This is a genomic window from Paenibacillus sp. FW126-R14 (assembly GCF_058789495.1).
On record NZ_JBYTBS010000049.1, the window covers coordinates 36326 to 54052 of the forward strand.

At 49.7% G+C, this 17727-nt stretch carries 13 protein-coding genes and 1 riboswitch; of the genes, 8 read left to right on the forward strand and 5 right to left on the reverse strand.

The genetic code is table 11. The features are described from left to right. Window positions 1-7 precede the first annotated feature (7 nt). From AC3WRW_RS24990 to AC3WRW_RS25010, 5 genes are all read right to left on the reverse strand, one after another. On the reverse strand, window positions 8-1954 hold the full coding sequence (locus AC3WRW_RS24990) for an FtsX-like permease family protein (RefSeq protein WP_492548954.1): 1947 nt from the start codon (window positions 1952-1954) through the stop codon (window positions 8-10). Continuing rightward, entirely contained in the window at window positions 1944-2705 is a 762-nt protein-coding gene (locus tag AC3WRW_RS24995; RefSeq protein WP_492548955.1) for an ABC transporter ATP-binding protein, read from the reverse strand. Before AC3WRW_RS24995 ends, AC3WRW_RS24990 begins: the two co-directional genes overlap by 11 nt. 98 nt (window positions 2706-2803) lie before the next feature. Continuing rightward, window positions 2804-3814 (reverse strand): sensor histidine kinase, encoded by a 1011-nt coding sequence (locus AC3WRW_RS25000; protein ID WP_492548956.1) that lies wholly within the window; start codon window positions 3812-3814, stop codon window positions 2804-2806. After that, window positions 3807-4502, reverse strand: coding sequence for a response regulator transcription factor (locus AC3WRW_RS25005; RefSeq protein ID WP_492548957.1), 696 nt, complete (start codon window positions 4500-4502; stop codon window positions 3807-3809). The genes AC3WRW_RS25000 and AC3WRW_RS25005 overlap by 8 nt, the downstream gene beginning before the upstream one ends. A 139-nt stretch (window positions 4503-4641) precedes the next feature. After that, entirely contained in the window at window positions 4642-5886 is a 1245-nt protein-coding gene (locus tag AC3WRW_RS25010) for a DUF6612 family protein (RefSeq protein WP_492548958.1), read from the reverse strand. Window positions 5887-6044: 158 nt separating this feature from the next. Here AC3WRW_RS25010 and bcp point away from each other — a divergent pair, with 158 nt between their 5' ends. The 8 genes from bcp to rodA all read left to right on the forward strand — a co-directional run bounded on the left by bcp (window position 6045) and on the right by rodA (window position 17587). Continuing rightward, the gene (gene bcp / locus AC3WRW_RS25015; RefSeq protein ID WP_171685645.1) at window positions 6045-6527 is read left to right on the forward strand and encodes a thioredoxin-dependent thiol peroxidase; all 483 of its coding nucleotides are present in this window, start codon (window positions 6045-6047) and stop codon (window positions 6525-6527) included. Window positions 6528-6893: 366 nt separating this feature from the next. Then, window positions 6894-8342: a polysaccharide deacetylase family protein gene (locus AC3WRW_RS25020; protein WP_492548959.1), complete on the forward strand. Its 1449-nt coding sequence runs from the start codon at window positions 6894-6896 to the stop codon at window positions 8340-8342. A gap of 65 nt (window positions 8343-8407) precedes the next feature. Then, window positions 8408-9385 carry an AAA family ATPase gene (locus tag AC3WRW_RS25025; protein ID WP_492548960.1) on the forward strand — a complete coding sequence of 326 codons (978 nt, stop codon included), beginning with the start codon at window positions 8408-8410 and terminating at the stop codon, window positions 9383-9385. Window positions 9386-9396: 11 nt separating this feature from the next. Then, on the forward strand, window positions 9397-10611 hold the full coding sequence (locus AC3WRW_RS25030; protein ID WP_492548961.1) for a DUF58 domain-containing protein: 1215 nt from the start codon (window positions 9397-9399) through the stop codon (window positions 10609-10611). Beyond that, window positions 10598-12961 (forward strand): transglutaminase-like domain-containing protein, encoded by a 2364-nt coding sequence (locus tag AC3WRW_RS25035; protein WP_492548962.1) that lies wholly within the window; start codon window positions 10598-10600, stop codon window positions 12959-12961. The genes AC3WRW_RS25030 and AC3WRW_RS25035 overlap by 14 nt, the downstream gene beginning before the upstream one ends. A 110-nt stretch (window positions 12962-13071) precedes the next feature. Beyond that, complete coding sequence (gene guaA, locus AC3WRW_RS25040) at window positions 13072-14610, forward strand: glutamine-hydrolyzing GMP synthase (RefSeq protein WP_492548963.1); 1539 nt, start codon at window positions 13072-13074, stop codon at window positions 14608-14610. 88 nt (window positions 14611-14698) lie between these two features. After that, a riboswitch (purine riboswitch) is annotated at window positions 14699-14799 on the forward strand. Between the two features lie 142 nt (window positions 14800-14941). Continuing rightward, window positions 14942-16345, forward strand: a complete 1404-nt coding sequence (locus AC3WRW_RS25045) for an NCS2 family permease (protein WP_492548964.1) — start codon at window positions 14942-14944, stop codon at window positions 16343-16345. Between the two features lie 117 nt (window positions 16346-16462). Then, window positions 16463-17587 (forward strand): rod shape-determining protein RodA, encoded by a 1125-nt coding sequence (rodA, locus tag AC3WRW_RS25050; RefSeq protein ID WP_492548965.1) that lies wholly within the window; start codon window positions 16463-16465, stop codon window positions 17585-17587. The last annotated feature ends 140 nt before the right edge of the window (window positions 17588-17727 follow it).

Genomic DNA, 17727 nt, shown 5'->3' on the forward strand with positions numbered 1-17727 from the left:
ATCCAAATTAAAGCGCTCTGCGAATGACTTTCTTATAATGTTGGACGGACAGGAATCCGAAGACGGAATACAAGGCGGTATACAGCGCCATGACAATCATCATCGGCGTCCACAGCTCCGCTCCGAACATGAACCAGCCTGACTGGACGGCAAAGTAGCTGTGGAAAAGTCCCACGACCAGCGGAATGCCGAAGTTAAAGAGCTGCTTGCGGCGTATGCCTGTTAGCAAATCTTCTTGCGAATACCCGAGTTTTCGCAAAATCGTATAGGTCGGTTTCTCGTCCTCGCTCTCGTCCATCTGTTTGAAGTACAGGATACAGCCCGATGTAATCAGGAAGGTAAGTCCGAGGAACCCGACGATGAACATAATGAGACCCATTCTGTTTTTCTGGCCGAGGGTCCTGTCCAACCGGGAATCATAACGTTCGTTATGGTCAAAGCCCAGCTCTCCGAAAATCTGATTGGCTGTTTTCAGCTCCGCTTCATTCACAATATCGATTCCCAAATAGGTGGAGGATTGTTTCTGCAGCGAAGGGATCAGATCCTGCTTCAACCGTTGGAAAACAGCATCGTCAACAATTGCTGTCGGCAGGCCGCCGCTTGTGAAGTACCAAGAGATAACGGATTGTTTTTTAGAGCCTATATAGGTTAAAGGGATAGTGATTCCTTGTCCGCCTAACTCGATTCGCCCCGAATCTTTAAAATTCATAAAATTACTCAGCAGATCGTTGGTGCCCGTAAACAGCGTTTGTTCAGGCGTCATATCGTAGGAGGACGTATGTTTGTCGCTGATCACAGAAAGCGTCATGCTGCCAGGATCGGTCATAAGCCCGCTCATGTTGGTCGCAAGGATGCCCTTCAAGTTAGCTTTCGCCTGTATCACCTCAATCGTCGTATCTTTGTGAAGAATGTGACGGGCATCCAGCGCAGCTTTAAACTTGTCGGCATCTTCCTTCTGTGTGATGGAGAAATGGGCCGGCACGTCATTTTTCGCTGTTTTTTCAGCGGAGTAGTAAGAGATATAGCTGAGCGACAGCAGCGCGATGGCCAGCGCGGACACGGTTGTAATGACCGTCAGCAGCAGGGCGTTGGATTTCATGCGAAACATGATGGAAGAGAGCGAGAGCACTTCACGTACGTTCAAATAACCGTTTTTCTTCTTGCGGATGACGTTAAGCAGCAGCCGAACGGAGCCTCTGTAGAACAGATATGAGCCGATGATAACGGAAGCCAGAATAAAGATCATGGCTGTGAACAGCTCGACCATCGTTGTGAAATCGCCGCTGAACAGCTTCGATGAGACATAGTAACCGAGCAGGACGAGGCAGATTCCGATGATTCCGAGGATGGCCTCTGTAAGAGACATTCGTTTTACTTTGATTTCGGTGGATGTGGAGACGCGGAAAAGCGACAGAATCGTTTGCCTTTTAATAAAAGCGTAATTGACCAGCATGATAAACAAGTAGACGGCCCCGAACACGACAAGAGTCTGAACAAGGGCTTGCGTGGAAAAATGCAGCGTTGCGATGGCGTCGACACCTGTAATATGGAATAAAATCATCAGAATCAGCTTGGATACGGAGAACCCGATAAAGCTCCCCGCCAGCAATGAACCGAAATACAGGATGAAGTTCTCTGTACTCAGGATACGGAAAATGTCCGTTTTCGTCATGCCGATCAACTGCAAAAGACCGATTTCCTTGCTGCGCCTTTTCACAAAGATGTTATTGGCATACAGGTTAAAGATGGCGACAATCCCGATCAGCAGAACAGAGGCGGCTTTGAGGGCGGCTGCCCCTTTAATCGAGCCTTTGGTCTGGTCCAAGGCAGGATCGAACTGCAAGGTGACGAAGGCGAAATAAAGCGCGACGCTGAACATTAAGGCAAACACATATAAATAGTAATGTTTGATATTCGCTTTTAAATTTTGAACGATCAGTTGGTTAATACTCATTCTGCACACCGCCTAGAACTGCTTGTGTTTTCATGATGTCCTGAAAGAAAGCTTGCCTGGATTCCTGCCCTTTATAAAGCTGCGTGTAGATTTGTCCGTCTTTGATGAAAATGACACGGCTCCCATAGCTCGCAGCGACCGAATCGTGCGTAACCATGACGATGGTCGCTTTCCGCCCCTGATTCATGCCGCTCAACTTATGCAGCAAATCCGATGCGGATTTGGAATCGAGCGCTCCTGTCGGTTCGTCCGCGAAAATAATGCCCGGCTCATGAACAAACGCTCTGGCCGCGGAGGTTCGCTGTTTTTGTCCGCCTGAAATTTCATTCGGATATTTGTCCTTGATTTCATAAATCCCAAGTTCAGTGGCGACAGTTCGGAATTTATGCTCGGCTTCCACCTTCGAAGTTTTGGTAATGGAAAGCGGAAGGAGAATGTTTTCTTTTACTGTCAACGTATCGAGCAGATTGTAGTCCTGAAAAATAAACCCCAAATGCCGCTTGCGGAAATCGGCCAGCTCTTTCTCCTTCAAGGCTGTAATCTCCTTGCCCTCGATCTGAATCGAGCCTTGGCTGACCTTGTCAATCGAAGAAAGCACATTCAGCAAAGTCGTTTTTCCCGAGCCGGATGCCCCCATGATGCTGACGAATTCCCCTTTTTCAATCCGGATATCGAGACCTTTCAGCACCTCTTGCTTGTTGAATTTGTTGCCGTAGCTTTTATGGATTTTGGCTGCTTCCAAAATGGTCATGACACACACTCCTTTATTCGTTAGCTTTATTATAAAAAGCGCCGCCCCGTTTTTCCTGCGATCGGGCGAACAAAGAAGAAAGGCATGTGACAATGTTGTCACATGCCCGTGATCCGCACGGCCTCATTCGGCAGAGGGAAGGTGAGGGTGAACGTCGAGCCCACGCCGGACTCCGATTTCACGGCCAGATGAATGAGCATCGCCTCGGCGGCTTTCCTCGCCAGATAGAGGCCCATCCCCGTAGCTGCGCTATCCTGATGCCAGGCTGTGGAAGTAAAGCCGCGGTCAAAGATGCGCGGCAGATCTTGCGGCTCGATCCCGCGGCCGTGATCGATGACCTCAAGGACGGTTCGCTCCTCGCAGGAGCGGCTTCGAATGAGGATATCCGCAGCGCCGGGATCGCTGTACTTCACAGCGTTCGTCACGAGCTGCCGCAGAATGAAGGCGAGCCACTTGGCGTCGCTCAAAACTTCCGTCACTTGGAAATCGACATCGAAGCCAATACCTTTTTGAATGCACCATGTTTTTAGCAGCTTAATTTCCGTATAGGTCAATGATTCCAAATCTACCTGCTCGATATACAGGTCATTCTCCATGAACGGGAGCCTCTTCTGGTGAAGCTGCCTGTCCAAGAGCAGGTGTATTCGCAGCCACTCGTAGGTTAATGCGGTTTTCATCGTCTCATCCGCCATACGGTCCATCATCAAACGCATAGCGGTGAGCGGTGTCTTAACTTCATGAATCCATGCCAGCAGATCGTCCTTTTCCTGCTCCAGCGCAACCTGATGCCGGGAAGCCGACCTGCCAAGCTGCGCGGCCAGATTCGTCATACTGTTCTCTACGATACACTCGAAGGGACTGCCGGCCCCGTCTATGCTGGAAAGGTCCAAGTTGTTGTCCCGTTCTTCCAGCTGTTTATAGAAGCGTGTTTCCTTGTTGTAGCGAAAAACGAGAAATATTAGAAATAGCGTCGTCGATAGAAAGACCATATATAGAATGGACGCAAAGGGAACGGCATGATCCAAGAAGGCGATAAGCAGAAACAGAGCCTGTACGGATAAAAAGAAAAGCAGCCAGCTTCTTCGTTCGGCAAGGTAGCGTCTAATCATGGAAATGAGCCTCTTCCGTGGCCATATAGCCTTGACCGACCTTCGTTTCGATCAATGTGCCGAGCCCCAGCTCGTCCAGCCTTTTCCGCAGCCGGTTGACATTGACGGTTAACGTGTTGTCGCTGACAAACCGCTGATCGTCCCATAAGCTGTTAATGAGGATTTCCCGGCTTACGATCGTGTTTTTGCGTTCGATGAGCAGTTTGAGAATGAACATTTCATTCTTCGTTAATTCAATCGTTCCCGCCTTGTTCGCCACCGTGCTTTTCTCGTAATCAATGGTAGCGCCGCACCAGGTTTTCAGCTTGAGCGGTTCCGTATTGTAATTATAGACACGCCGGAGGATGGCCTGAATTTTGGCGACAAGCACATCGAAATGGAAAGGCTTCTGGATAAAATCGTCGGCGCCAAGCTGCATCGACATGACCATGTCGGTCGGATGATCGCGCGAGGACAGGAAGACAATGGGCACATTGGAGTGGGTCCGTATCATGCGGCACCAATGGAAGCCGTCAAATTTCGGAAGCTGGATATCGATAATCACGAGGTCCGGCTTGAAGGCGGCGAACGTCTCGATCACCCGGCCAAAATCCGTTATGCCATGGACATCATAGGACCACTGGGCGAGCCGGTCCCTAACTTCTGTGAAGAGCGTGGCATCGTCTTCGATCAGCAATATTTTAAACATTAGGAATCACCCGCTTGCGACAAATTTCTAACATTCATTGTAATGGAAAAAAGCGGCGCGCGCGAATGGGCGGTTTCGACGGTTCAAAAAAGAACCTCAATTCCACGGAAAGCGGAGATCGAGGTTCTTTGCATAGCTGTTACTGAGCAGGGACAGGAAGCGGCTTTGCTTTCTTGGCTTCTTCCGGCAATTGAATATTTACCGGCTGATTCACATCCTGGTAAGTCATGGACATGGTCATATCCATATGGTCAATCGGAATATTCGGATCTTCGCCATAGCCGATGCTATAATCGCCATCCATGCTGACAGGGAGCTTAGTTTGCTCATCGACCGTGAGTACGGCTGATAAGGAAACGCTCATTCCTGCGATGGCTGGGGAGTTAAGCACATCTTTGAAAGCATCTTGACCGCCGCCAAGTCCGCTCAAAGTTTTGACGATATCGGCAGTATTGGTCAATTTGCCTCGAACCGAAACTTTGCGCAGCTGCTTCCCGTCTTTCTCGACCGTACCGAGATCTTTATAGAAGAAATAAGGCGTTACCAAGGCTTTGTTAATGTCCATGCTTTTCTTCTGCAGCTCCATTAGCTGTTCGAAGGTAAAGGGGACCTGCTTGGACAAGTCATACCATTCGAAGCCATCGTTCGCCGCATTCGGCATCGTCATGAAAGTACCTTGGCTGACCATATATTGTTCCATTTGGATCGTCCTCGATACCATATCCGAGCCTGGCGCCGTGGTCGTGATGGATTGATGAATGCCTTGATCTTTATTAAAACTGATGTCCGATTTGACGGTTGTTTGAACGTTATCCAGCGGATATCCTGCATTGTGTTTAAAAAGAATATGCATGTCCATTTCCATGTGACCGCGGAACGTTTTCAAATCCGTCGGCGAAGCCGGGTCTGCACCTAACCAGGAGGACACCGAGGGGTCGTTGGCTAATGCTTTTTTGATGGCGGCCCCTGCAGCATCACGGGAAATGCCGGAAGCTTGGCCCAGATCAACACCGAAATCACTCTGCAGTTCGGCGAGTGCCTTGCTGTCGGCCATGCCGAGGAATCTGCCCAGAATTAGCGCAGCTTCAGCGGGGCTGACGGGTTGATCCAAACGAAAGGATCCGTCGGAGTAGCCTTGCAGAATGTGGCGTTCAAGCATGATTCGTGCCGTATTTGCATAAAGAGAATCGGCGCTTACATCCGAAGGCAGAGCAGCTTGATTGTTCAGAGGTGCCAGTTTCAGCTCATCGGCAATTTGTTTCACAAATTGACCGCGAGTCACAAGCGCGCTATCATTCACCGTTGCGGCAGAGACAGAAAGAGTAGGGACGGCTAGTGTTAATCCCAAGACGGAGAGCAGTGACATACGTTTGATAGGAAGCATGACGTTTCTTCACTCCTTTTAAAGTTTATAGCTTCCTCTTAAAACTACCATATTTTTCTTACCTTATGCTAGTTTTGGACATGCCGGTTTGATGTGATGCTTCAAATACCGCATAATGGAGGGAGAAAAGAAGGAATGGATAGAGGAGAGTTCAGAAAATGGCTAAGAAAAAAGAGCCGGAAACAATTAAGCGTCTTGCTCCCGATTTTACACTGCCTGCATCCAATGGAAGCAGCGTATCCCTGCACGATTACAAAGGGAAGAAGGTCGTCATATACTTTTACCCGCAAGATAATACGCCGACCTGCACACAGCAATCCTGCGATTTCCGCGATTATAATGGGAAGTTCGCCGAGCTCGGAGTGGAAGTCATCGGCATCAGCCCTGATGAGCTGAACGCTCATCATAAATTCATCACCAAGTATGAGCTGCCGTTCCTGCTGCTTTCTGACACGGACCACCAGGTGGCTGAGCAATACGGTGTATGGGCGCTGAAGAAGCTGTATGGCCGTGAGTACATGGGCATTGTGCGCTCGACTTTCCTCATTGATGAGGAAGGGTACATTGTGAAGGAATGGAGCAAGGTGCGGATTAAGAATCATGTGCAATCGGTGTTGGATGCGGTTGTGGCGTTGGAATAGAAGAGGCTGCCGGGATATGATCTCGGCGGCTTTTTGTTTGGTAGTGTAGAGGTGGAGAGACCTATGGGTCCGCTATTTTCTTCGAAAATAGGGTTTGGTACATGAAACGGAACTCTGATCCGCTATCTTCTATTTTCTGTGGAAATTGCTGCCACTCTCGAACATATAAGACCCTGTAGTTCCGCTTAATCGGTAAAAGCGGCCGATTTTGCCTGAATAGAGGACTGTAGTTCCCTTTGCAAATCGGCAGTCGCTAATTGAACCGCTCTTATAATATTTGTTGCTACACAAGAGACATACTCCCGGCTTTTCTCCCATATACTCTATCAGTTACCAAAATGATAGAACAAGCGGAGGGATCATCGCATGCGCTTTCAAGTTCACCATGCAACCAGTAGCCGAAAAGGAATTCAACTCACCATGGTCATTCTATTACTAGTTTCACTGTTTCTCTCTGCTGTTCCCGTAAAGGCCTCGGAGGACGAAGGAAACTCCGCCAAAGACGGTCAAGACATCTATCAAAAGCTCAAAAACGGCAAACGCCTGCAAACGGAAAAAACCTATGTAAAGCCGGAGCAGCCCACGGTTTATTTAACCTTTGATGACGGCCCCAGCAAGCTGACCGGGAAGGTTTTAGATATTTTAAAAGAAGAAGGCGTGAAAGCGACGTTTTTCGCACTGGGCGAACAAGCCAAAGAACACCCTGATTTGGTAAAGCGGATTGTGAAAGAAGGACATACCTTAGGCAATCATTCCTATAATCACGTATATAACGAGCTTTACAGCGATTTTCAAACGTTTTGGGATCAAATTCAGAGCAGCGAGGATGTATTCGCCGATATCGCGGATGTCCGCCCGCAACTGGTGCGCGCTCCCGGAGGAACTTATACCAATTTTGACGCCTATTACTACTATTTAATGGATCAAGCGGGTTATACCGTCGTGGATTGGAATGTGGACAGCGGGGATTCGAAGAGACTTCATGTTCCTGCAAGCGAGATATGGCAGACTGTGAAGGCATCGCCGCTCGAGCATGAATTAACGGTCCTGTTCCATGATGGCACGGGGCATGAGTCGACGGTGGAGGTGCTGCCTAAAGTAATCGCCTATTACAAAAATCTCGGTTACGCTTTCGCGCCTCTGACAACAGAGGTGAAACCCGAACAGTTTCGCGTGGGTAAACCCAAATGGTCGAGAAGTATGAGTGCGGCTCATTTTCAACAGTTATTGAAGGAAACGCAGCAATACGCTCTAGCGCACGGGCATTCGGAGCCGCAGAAGACAAAGGATGAGCTTAAGAGCACTGACGAGCAGCTTGTCAAAAAGGCAGCTTCTGCGGACGAAGAGGTGAAATCGCTCGCTGCGCAGTCGGCGGTACCGCTGCAGATCCGCTTGTTGGAAGGGAGCAGCTTTACGCTGGGGCCTGCGGAATATCAGCTGCGGTCGAATCGGATTGAGCTTCCCCTGCGGTCGTTGATTGAGCAGATCGGCGGAAAGGTGCATTGGCAGGAGAAAACGAAGACGGCTAATGCCCATTATGGCGTATATGATTTGGAATATGATCTGCCTGCAAGAACGATCCGTGCCTATGTATTGGGCAATAGCGTAGCAGACTACTACTTAGCGGATATGGAATTGCTGGGAGGATCGATTATCGTTCCGCTGCGCAAAACGGTGGAATCCTTAGGCGGGCAAATTATAGAGACGGTTATGGAGCCCGGCAGGCGAGAGGTATCTATGACATTCCGGCACTTTTATATGCTCAGAGACAATAATAATAGTCTGAAAAACTCTCTATTTGCCATGGCAGGCTAATGTCTAAAAGAGTAGAAGACTGGAAAAACTAGAAGCATACCCTTATATAAGGAGGCTTCTTGACTATGCAGTCGAAGACGCGAATATTCGATCAGCCGCAGCCTCTCGTGGAACGGATGATCCTGAACGTGGAGAAAGTCATTGTCGGCAAAAGACAGACGATTGAGCAGGCGTTTATCGCCATGTTAAGCGGCGGTCATGTGTTACTGGAAGATGTGCCGGGCGTAGGCAAAACGATGCTTGTGCGCGCTTTGGCCAAAACGATTGGTTGCGAGTTTAAGAGAATTCAATGCACGCCTGATTTGCTGCCGTCGGATGTGACGGGGGTGTCTGTTTTTAATGCGAAGACCGGTGAATTCGAATTTCGCCCCGGGCCTTTAATGACGCCGGTCGTGTTGGCGGATGAATGCAACCGCACCTCGCCCAAAACACAGTCTGCTTTCCTGGAGGCCATGGAAGAGAAGCGGGTCACGGTGGACGGAGTGGGATATGAGCTGCCCAAGCCTTTTGTCCTGCTCGCAACTCAGAACCCGGTTGATTACGAGGGAACGTACGCGCTTCCTGAAGCGCAAATGGACCGGTTCATGATGAAGCTGTCGCTTGGTTATCCGACGCCGGATCAAGAGATTCTGATGCTGGACCGACTCCAGGACCGCCATCCGGTCGATCAGGTGAAGCCCGTTATTGTGCAGGATGAGTTTGTGCAATTACAAAGAGAAGCTGCAATGATTCATGTTGATAATACGTTAAAAGATTTCATTGTCCGCCTTGCGTTAGCAACAAGGGAACATGCCGATTTGTACCTCGGCGTTAGTCCGCGGGCAACCCACGCGTTGATGCGTGCTGCGCAAACATCCGCCTACATGAAGGGCAGAAGCTTCGTCGTGCCTGACGATATTAAGGATTTGGTGCTTCCGGTGTGGACGCACCGGCTTATTCTGACTTCCGAAGCCCGGATGACGGGCAAGTCGGCGGAACTGATTTTGGCAGAAGTATCCGCTTCTTTGCAAACGCCAGTGCTTCGCTATGTTTCGTCGAAGTAGGAGGCGCGCTCATGAAAAGCTGGGGTAAAACGTCGCTGCTCTTTGCGGGTTGTGTGCTGTCGGTTCTGCTGGCCTACCGGCAAGGCGGTTTCGCCGCCTGGTATTTAGGCATCTGCTTAACCTTGATCTGGATACAGGCCGGTGTATTTTATGTCTTTGCGTTCAAAGGACTGTCGATCAACCGGCAGTTGTCGGGAGAGGTTTTTGTTTCCGGCGAAGAGATGAAAATTACGCTGGATATCAGGCACCGCGCCCAGATCCCGCTGCCTTGGATGGTGATTAAAGAAACGTGGGTGCATGAAGGAAGCGGTGCGCAGCTGATTTACAGCAAGCTGCTTTTTCCATGGTTTCAATCCACAATGTTATTTCATTATAAAATAACGGGGCTTATGCGCGGCGTCTACCGGTTCGCGGGATGTGAAGCGGTCAGCGGAGACTTGTTCGGCTTTGCCGTCCGCAGAGCGAGGCGAGACGATCTTCATCGCTGCCTCGTCTACCCGAAGCCGGATACGCTCGGCCGCTCCGGCATGACATTTCAAGCGGACGATGGCGAGGTCTCGACCGCCCGGGGCCCCAAAGCCGAGACACCGCTCATCAGCGGTGTCCGCGACTACGCCAGCGGTGATCCGTATCACCGCATTCATTGGAAATCCACAGCCCGGCTGAACCGGCTGATGACCAAAGACCCCGAGCAGGCCGCCTCCGCGATGCGGATGCTGCTGCTCGATGCGGCGCCGGCGGCCGGCGCGGCAGAAGCGGCTCAGCCGCTTCTGGAGAAGGGCGTCGCCCTCGCGGCCGGCTTCTTCGAAGCCGCCGCCGGCGGGCGCGAGAGCTGCGGCTTCGCCAGCAGCTCGAACGGCAGGCGAATCGCGCCGACGATTCGCCCGGATCTGACGCTCGCGTACGAGGTGCTCGCGAGCGTGGGCGGCAAGCCCGCCATGGCCTTTCCTGACCTCGTCAGGAAAGAGGCCGGGGCCTTGCCGCCGGGGGCGTCGATGGTGAGCATCACATCGACGTTGGATGCGGCGCTGGTGCGCGCAGTGTTCGACGCGCGCGCCAGGCGCCGCTCCGTGCACGTGATTTACGTGCACGCCAAGCCTTCGCTCTCGGTCGCTGAGCGAGAGATGGCTTCGCAGCTGCAGGCCGCAGGCTGCTCCTTCACGGAAGTGCCGCACCCCGTTCGCCAATGGCCGAAGCAAGGAGGTGTCGCGGATGCAACCGCTTGAACCACGGCGCGATTCGCGCATGTTTTTTCAATCGTCCAAATCGCCTCGTACCACAGGTGAGGCTGTACGCTCTTCGGGCGCTATCCCGTCAGGTCCTGTCTTCCGCGCCGGCGCGATTGCCGGTGTGCAGACATCGCCTGAGGTCCGCCAACCCTTTTTCCGAGACATGCTGACCTCGCTCTTGCTTTTCCTGCTGTTATCGGAGTGGCTCAGTCCATTGGCTTGGATGGCAGATATGTCGATTGAAACCGGACCGATTCTTGTTGTTTTTGCGCTTTGCATCGCCATAGATTGCTTCAAAGTTCCCTACGGATGGGGGTGGACCGCCAAAGGCGTGTTGATCCTGCTTTTCGTTGGTTTCATGTTTAACCGCGATACTTTCGCAACCGGAGCTTGGGGGATTGATTTGCTGAGGATCATGGCTCAGGACGCCGCTCATTTGATGCAGGGCCATTTCGACCTCATCAGCGGCGAGCTCAGGACCTTGCTGTTTTTGCTGGGCTGGGCGCTGCTCATTTCCGTCATTCAAACTCTTATGCTGCAAAGACAGCACAGCTTGTGGTTCGTCGCTGCTACACTGATTTATCTGGTTGTTTTGCAATTGGTTTTTGGTGCGGATACCGTTCAAGGCATCATGCGCACAATAGGATATGGGCTGCTGCTGCTGTCGCTGCTCAATCTTTCGAGAATCGAACAAACCTACGGCGTTGCTTCGACGCGGCCAGGCAGCGCTTTTAAATGGCTGGCTGTTAGTGTGGTCGTTGTGGGGGCGCTGGCTGGTACAGCGTGGTATTCGGCCAGGCAGGCAGAGCCGGAACCGCTGATGAAGCCGGTAAGCTGGGCTTATGTGTCCGATCGCCTGTTTGAGCTTTACAGTGAGGAGAAATATCCAGGAGGAGCTGCAGCCAAATCGGGTTACGGCCAAAATGACACCTCCCTGGGCGGTCCGCTCCAAGTGGACACGACGCCGGTTTTCACAGCCAGAACGTCCGAGCTTACTTACTGGCGCGGGGAATCCAAAAACTTTTACAACGGCAAAGGTTGGACCCAAACGAATCAAGAGCTCGAGTCTTATGAATCGCCTGTTTCAACTATTGCAAACCGGCTTGTCACGCAGGAAGTTCTGTGGAGCGGCAAGGAGCCGAATAAGCAGTTGTTCGTGGGAGGCAACCTGGCAGAGGTAGACTCGCTTCTGACCGAAAGCGGGAAGCCGCTAACGTCAAATATTCTGCTTGCTTCTCCGTTCAGCGGCAAAGTGGTTCTGCCTGATATCTCGGATCCGCTTTCGTATTACAAAATAACCGTGCAGCCCGTCAAGGAAGATCCCGCCTTGCTGAACTCGGATACAGGCAGTTACCCTGCTGAGATTGCAAGGGACTATTTGCAGCTGCCGGAGGCATTCCCGCGGTCCGTTCGCAGCATTGCCGAACAAGTGACGGCGAATCGGGCGACGCCCTATGCCAAAGCCGTTGCGATCGAACAATATTTGAGCCATACCTATACGTACAGCCTTGAGAAGCCTACGCCTCCGAGTCGGAGCGAGGATTTTGTCAGCCACTTTTTGTTCGTGGATAAGGCGGGCTATTGCGATCATTTTTCGACATCGATGGTTGTTATGCTGCGTTCTGTCGGCGTGCCTGCGCGTTGGGTTAAAGGCTTTGCTCCAGGAGCACTGCAATCTTCTTCCGGGGATGGCGCGGATTCGCTTCAAGAGGTGCTGGTACGCAATCAGGATGCGCACTCCTGGGTGGAAGTTTATTTCCCCTCGATGGGTTGGGTGCCGTTTGAGCCTACGCCGGGATTCTCCGGTATTTCTTCCGATCATCCAAGAGAGACTCTGACGACAGCGGCTATGGAGCAATCTGCCATGACAGCTTCGCTCATGAACATTCCGATGCCGGGGAATTTTACGGCGAATCCGGGCGAGTGGCTGCTTGCAGCGAAAAATACGGTGCTTGATTATGCAAAATCGAACCGGAACCTCCTCATGGCGCTAATAGGAAGCATCCTTTTACTGGCTATGGCTTTCCTTCTTCTTCAGCGAAAAGGTTTCTTGGTTAGCGCGGCGCTCCATCCCTTTTACAAAAACGGGCTCAACAATCCGCATCCTCTAATTCCTTTTATGGATCGTTTGTGGATGCAGTTATTTCGCAAGTACGGCGCCAAGCCTAAGGATCAAACCGTCCGGGACTACTTTTCAGCGCTAAACCTCAAGCATTCAGGGCAGCAACAAGCGCTGCTGAGGTTCGCTTTAATCTATGAAAGCATCCGCTATGACAGCGCTATCTCTGCCTCATACACGAAGCGGGAGATATTGGCAACATGGAAAGCCATTCAAAAGACACATTAAACCCCTTTACATCCTAGGTACCTAATGTTTAAAATTAGTACCTATAAATAGCGGTAAGTGGACAAGGGGATCCCCATAACCTTATCGCTATGAAATTAGGAGGTCGGATAATGAGTAAACCGAGTGAAATGATCGTCGTTTTAGATTTTGGAGGCCAATACAACCAGCTGATTGCCAGACGAATCCGTGATTTGGGCGTGTACAGCGAATTGCTGCCGTTTAACACAACCGTCGAAAAAATTCGTGAGCTTCAGCCGAAAGGTATTGTGTTCTCAGGCGGTCCGTCAAGCGTGTACGGGGAAGGAGCTCCAGCTGTCGATCCGGAAATTTTTGATCTGGGGATTCCGATCTTGGGAATTTGCTACGGCATGCAGCTGATTGCCCACCAATTGAACGGGAAAGTTGAACGCGCGCATACGCGTGAATACGGCAAAGCCGATCTTTCGTTTACGAATGAAAGCCCGCTTGTGAAAGGTTTGGAGGCGAAACAAACGGTCTGGATGAGCCATGGCGACCACGTTTCCGTTCTGCCGGAAGGCTTCGTGATCGAAGCAAGCACAGATTCCCTGGAAATTGCCGCGATGAGCAACCGCGACCGCAACATTCATGCGGTGCAGTTCCACCCGGAAGTTCGCCATTCGCTTCAAGGGAACGAAATGATCCATAACTTCATCTACGGCGTTTGCGGCTGTGAAGGGGATTGGACGATGTCCTCCTTTGTTGAGGATATGGTGAAAGAACTTCGCGAAGAAGTCGGCGACAAAAAAGTGCTTTGCGCGCTTAGCGGCGGCGTGGATTCATCCGTTGTTGCGATCCTGCTGCACAAAGCGATTGGCTCGCAATTGACTTGTATGTTCATTGATCATGGCTTGCTGCGTCAAGGCGAGGCTGAAAGCGTAATGGATACGTTTGTCGGCAAATTCGACATGCAAGTTGTCAAAATTGATGCGAGTGAGCGTTTCCTCGGCAAATTGGCCGGCGTTGACGATCCGGAGCAAAAACGTAAAATTATCGGTAACGAATTTATCCGCGTGTTCGAAGAGGAATCCGGCAAGTTCGACGACTTTACATTCCTGGCACAAGGCACGCTCTACACGGATATCGTAGAAAGCGGCACGGCTACAGCGCATACCATTAAATCACATCATAACGTAGGCGGCCTGCCGGAAGATATGAAGTTCAAACTGATCGAGCCGCTCAAAACTTTGTTTAAAGACGAAGTGCGCAAAGTGGGCGAAGAGTGCGGTCTGCCTGCAGCGATCGTTTGGAGACAACCGTTCCCAGGTCCTGGTCTGGCTATTCGCGTACTAGGCGAGGTAACCGAGGATAAGCTGAAAATTGTTCGTGAATCCGACGCCATCCTGCGCGATGAAATCGCCAAAGCTGGCCTGGATCGCGAGATCTGGCAGTATTTCACGGCTCTTCCGGGCATGAAAAGCGTTGGGGTTATGGGAGATGCCAGAACATACTCCTACACCGTAGGCATCCGCGCGGTTACGTCCATCGACGGCATGACCGCCGACTGGGCGCGTATTCCGTGGGATGTGCTGGAGAAAATCTCCGTTCGTATCGTGAACGAAGTGGAGAATGTAAACCGTATTGTGTACGACATTACGTCCAAACCGCCTGCTACGATTGAGTGGGAATAGATAAATAGAAAAGACGAACATTAAGGGAAAAATTAACCCGGTAATGTTCGTCTTTTTTATTGACAAAGGGTTAGTTTCGCAATAAAATGTGAAATGGATAACAGTTTTTCGTATAATCTTGGGGATTGGCCCGAGAGTTTCTACGAGATCACCGTAAATGATCTGGCTACGAAAAAAAGGAACGGTATCTGTGTGAGTTACGACGTCTCTTTGCGTTACGCATCGAAGGGGCAGGCCTCATATGGAAGCTCCTTTTTCGTACCCGGAATCAGGCAACATGATTCCGGGTTTTTTGCTGTTCCCCACCATTCGTTTAGGAGGAGTAGGAAAAATGGATCGCTTTTTCAAATTGAAACAAAACGGCACGACCGTAAGAACGGAAATCATGGCGGGGATCACGACATTCATGACCATGGCTTACATTCTTGCGGTCAACCCGGACGTGCTGAGTGCTTTTAAATCGGGAGCTACCGGCGGTGACTGGACTTCGATTTTCTTGGCTACAGCGATTGCTGCGGGTGTCATGACAATTGCAATGGGGTTATTCGTTAACTTTCCTGTTGCTCTTGCGCCGGGAATGGGCTTGAATGCTTATTTTGCAACGATTATTTTGACATCGCAAGGTAAATTTACATTTTCAATGGCTCTAACCGCAGTCTTTATCTCGGGGATCATTTTTATCATATTAACCGTTACGAAAGTTCGTCAAATGCTGCTTGTGGCCGTACCGGACAGTTTGAAACATGCCATTACGGTAGGTATTGGGTTATTTATCGCCATGATCGGGTTCAAAAATAGCGGCATCCTAAGCGTTGCTGTCGAAAGCGGCAAAGATCTGAAAGCTCATCAGTATACGGAGGTTCTTTCATTTGAAACGATCTTCCATTTGGGCTCCTTGCATGACAAAGGCGTTATTTTAACGATCATCGGGATCTTGCTGATTTCCATTTTTATGGTGCTTCGCATTCGTGGCGCAATTCTGCTCGGAATCTTGGCTACAACGGTGATCGGTTACTTTATGGGTCTGGTTAACTTGAGCACGCTGACTAGTGCAGATACAACTTGGGTTCCGGATTTGTCCAAGCTTCGTTTTGCTGATTTTGACTTTGCAGGCATTATGACCACGGGAATTGTATCTGTCATTGCTACGTTTACGTTTGTTGAGCTATTCGATACCTTCGGTACAATGGTTGGAACGGCTAACCGTGCAGGGATTATGAAGAACAAAGAAGAAGGCAATAAACGCGTAGGCAAAGCGATGTTCGTAGACGCTGTCGGTGTTAGTGGCGGTGCGTTAGTTGGAACGAGTACCGTGACAGCTTTCGTCGAAAGCGCAGCGGGTGTAGCAGAGGGCGGACGTACAGGTCTGACGTCGGTGACGACAGGCGTATGTTTCTTGCTTGCCTTGTTCTTAGCTCCTATTGCTATGTTGATTCCAGGCTCCGCTACAGCGGCTGCTTTGATCGTGGTTGGCGTACTGATGGTACAGTCCATCCGTGAGATTGATTTTCAAGACTTCGTTGTGGCCATCCCGGCGTTCCTTACAATCGTATTGATGCCTTTCACTTATAATATTGCGAACGGGATTTCCTTTGGTATCGTAACGTACGTTGTGCTGGCGGCTGCTTCTAATTTAAGCGGTAAAAGCTCGACGCGTTATCCGATTCATTGGTTAATGTGGGTGCTTGCTGTTCTGGTTATTGCCCGGTATGTGTTTATTGGAAGCCAAGGTTAAAAACAAAAAGCTGCGTGAAGTTTACGCAGCTTTTTTCATTCACATGAACTTATAATTTGTAACATGCCTATAAATTCATCTATGATGGAGAGAGAACAATGAGAGAGAGGCATAGACGTGTTACGAGAGATCCTATTTAGAGGCAAGAAAATCGATGTCACAACGCTCGTTATCCTGCTATGTTTCATGGTTATTAGCACGATGGCCATTTATAGTGCTACCAACAACACCAAATACGCGGGCATTCACATTAACAATCTGGTTATGTTTCTCGTGTTTTTTATCGTTATGATTGGCGTAGCGCTTTTTGATTACAATGTCATTATTCGGCACTTATCCATTTACTTATATGTCAGCGGTATACTCATGCTCATCTTTGTCAAATTCAAGGGGATGACGATCAATGGCTCCACACGTTGGATTGACCTTCATTTTATTCAATTTCAACCGTCAGAGCTTGTCAAAATATTCGTTATATTGCTCCTTGCCAAAATGCTAGGTGATAAGAAGGGCGAGTACTTGCGCCCGGTTCGTGATATCTTGCCGATGATAGCTATTGTAGGCGTTCCTTTTTTAATGGTGCTGGAACAGCCGGATCTGGGTACTTCCATTGTATTTGTATGTATTTTAATCGGGATGATGTGGATCGGCAAAATTCCTATAAAACACGCTATCGTTGGGGTAAGTGCGATTGTCGGGGTAATTGGCAGTGTCACAGCTCTTTATTTTTACGATGTGCCATTGTTCAATAAAATCGTCAAACCCCATCAACTGCACAGGATTCAAACTTTCCTCAACCCCGCCAGCGATCCGGACCAAAGCTATCATGTTCTTAATTCAATAAAGGCAGTAAGCTCCGGACAATTGATGGGCGAGGGTTATCTGCATGGAACTATGATTCAAGGCGGTTATATACCTTATGATTATGCAGATTCCATCTATGTTGTAATTGGTGAAGAGTTTGGTTTTGCAGGATCGTCCTTGCTGCTCTTTTTATATTTTTTCCTCATATATCGAATGATCCATATTGCTATTGCATCCAAAGATCTGGCAGGTTCTTATGTGATCATTGGTGTAATCTCCATGTTTACTTTGCAGATTTTCGAAAATATTGCCATGCATACGGGTTTAATGCCCCTTACAGGGATAGCACTTCCTTTTATTAGTTACGGAGGCAGCTCCTTGATGACTAATATGCTTTGTATGGGCTTGGTGTTGAGTGTCAAAATTCATAAGGATTAAATTCATTAGAAGTGCGTATATGAATACGTGCTTCTTTTAATTTTTAATTATATTAAAAAAATCCTTGCATTCTTTTTCTGGATTTGCTATATTACTCCTTGTCGCTTCGGCGGTCGAACGAAAGAACGAAAGAAACTTAA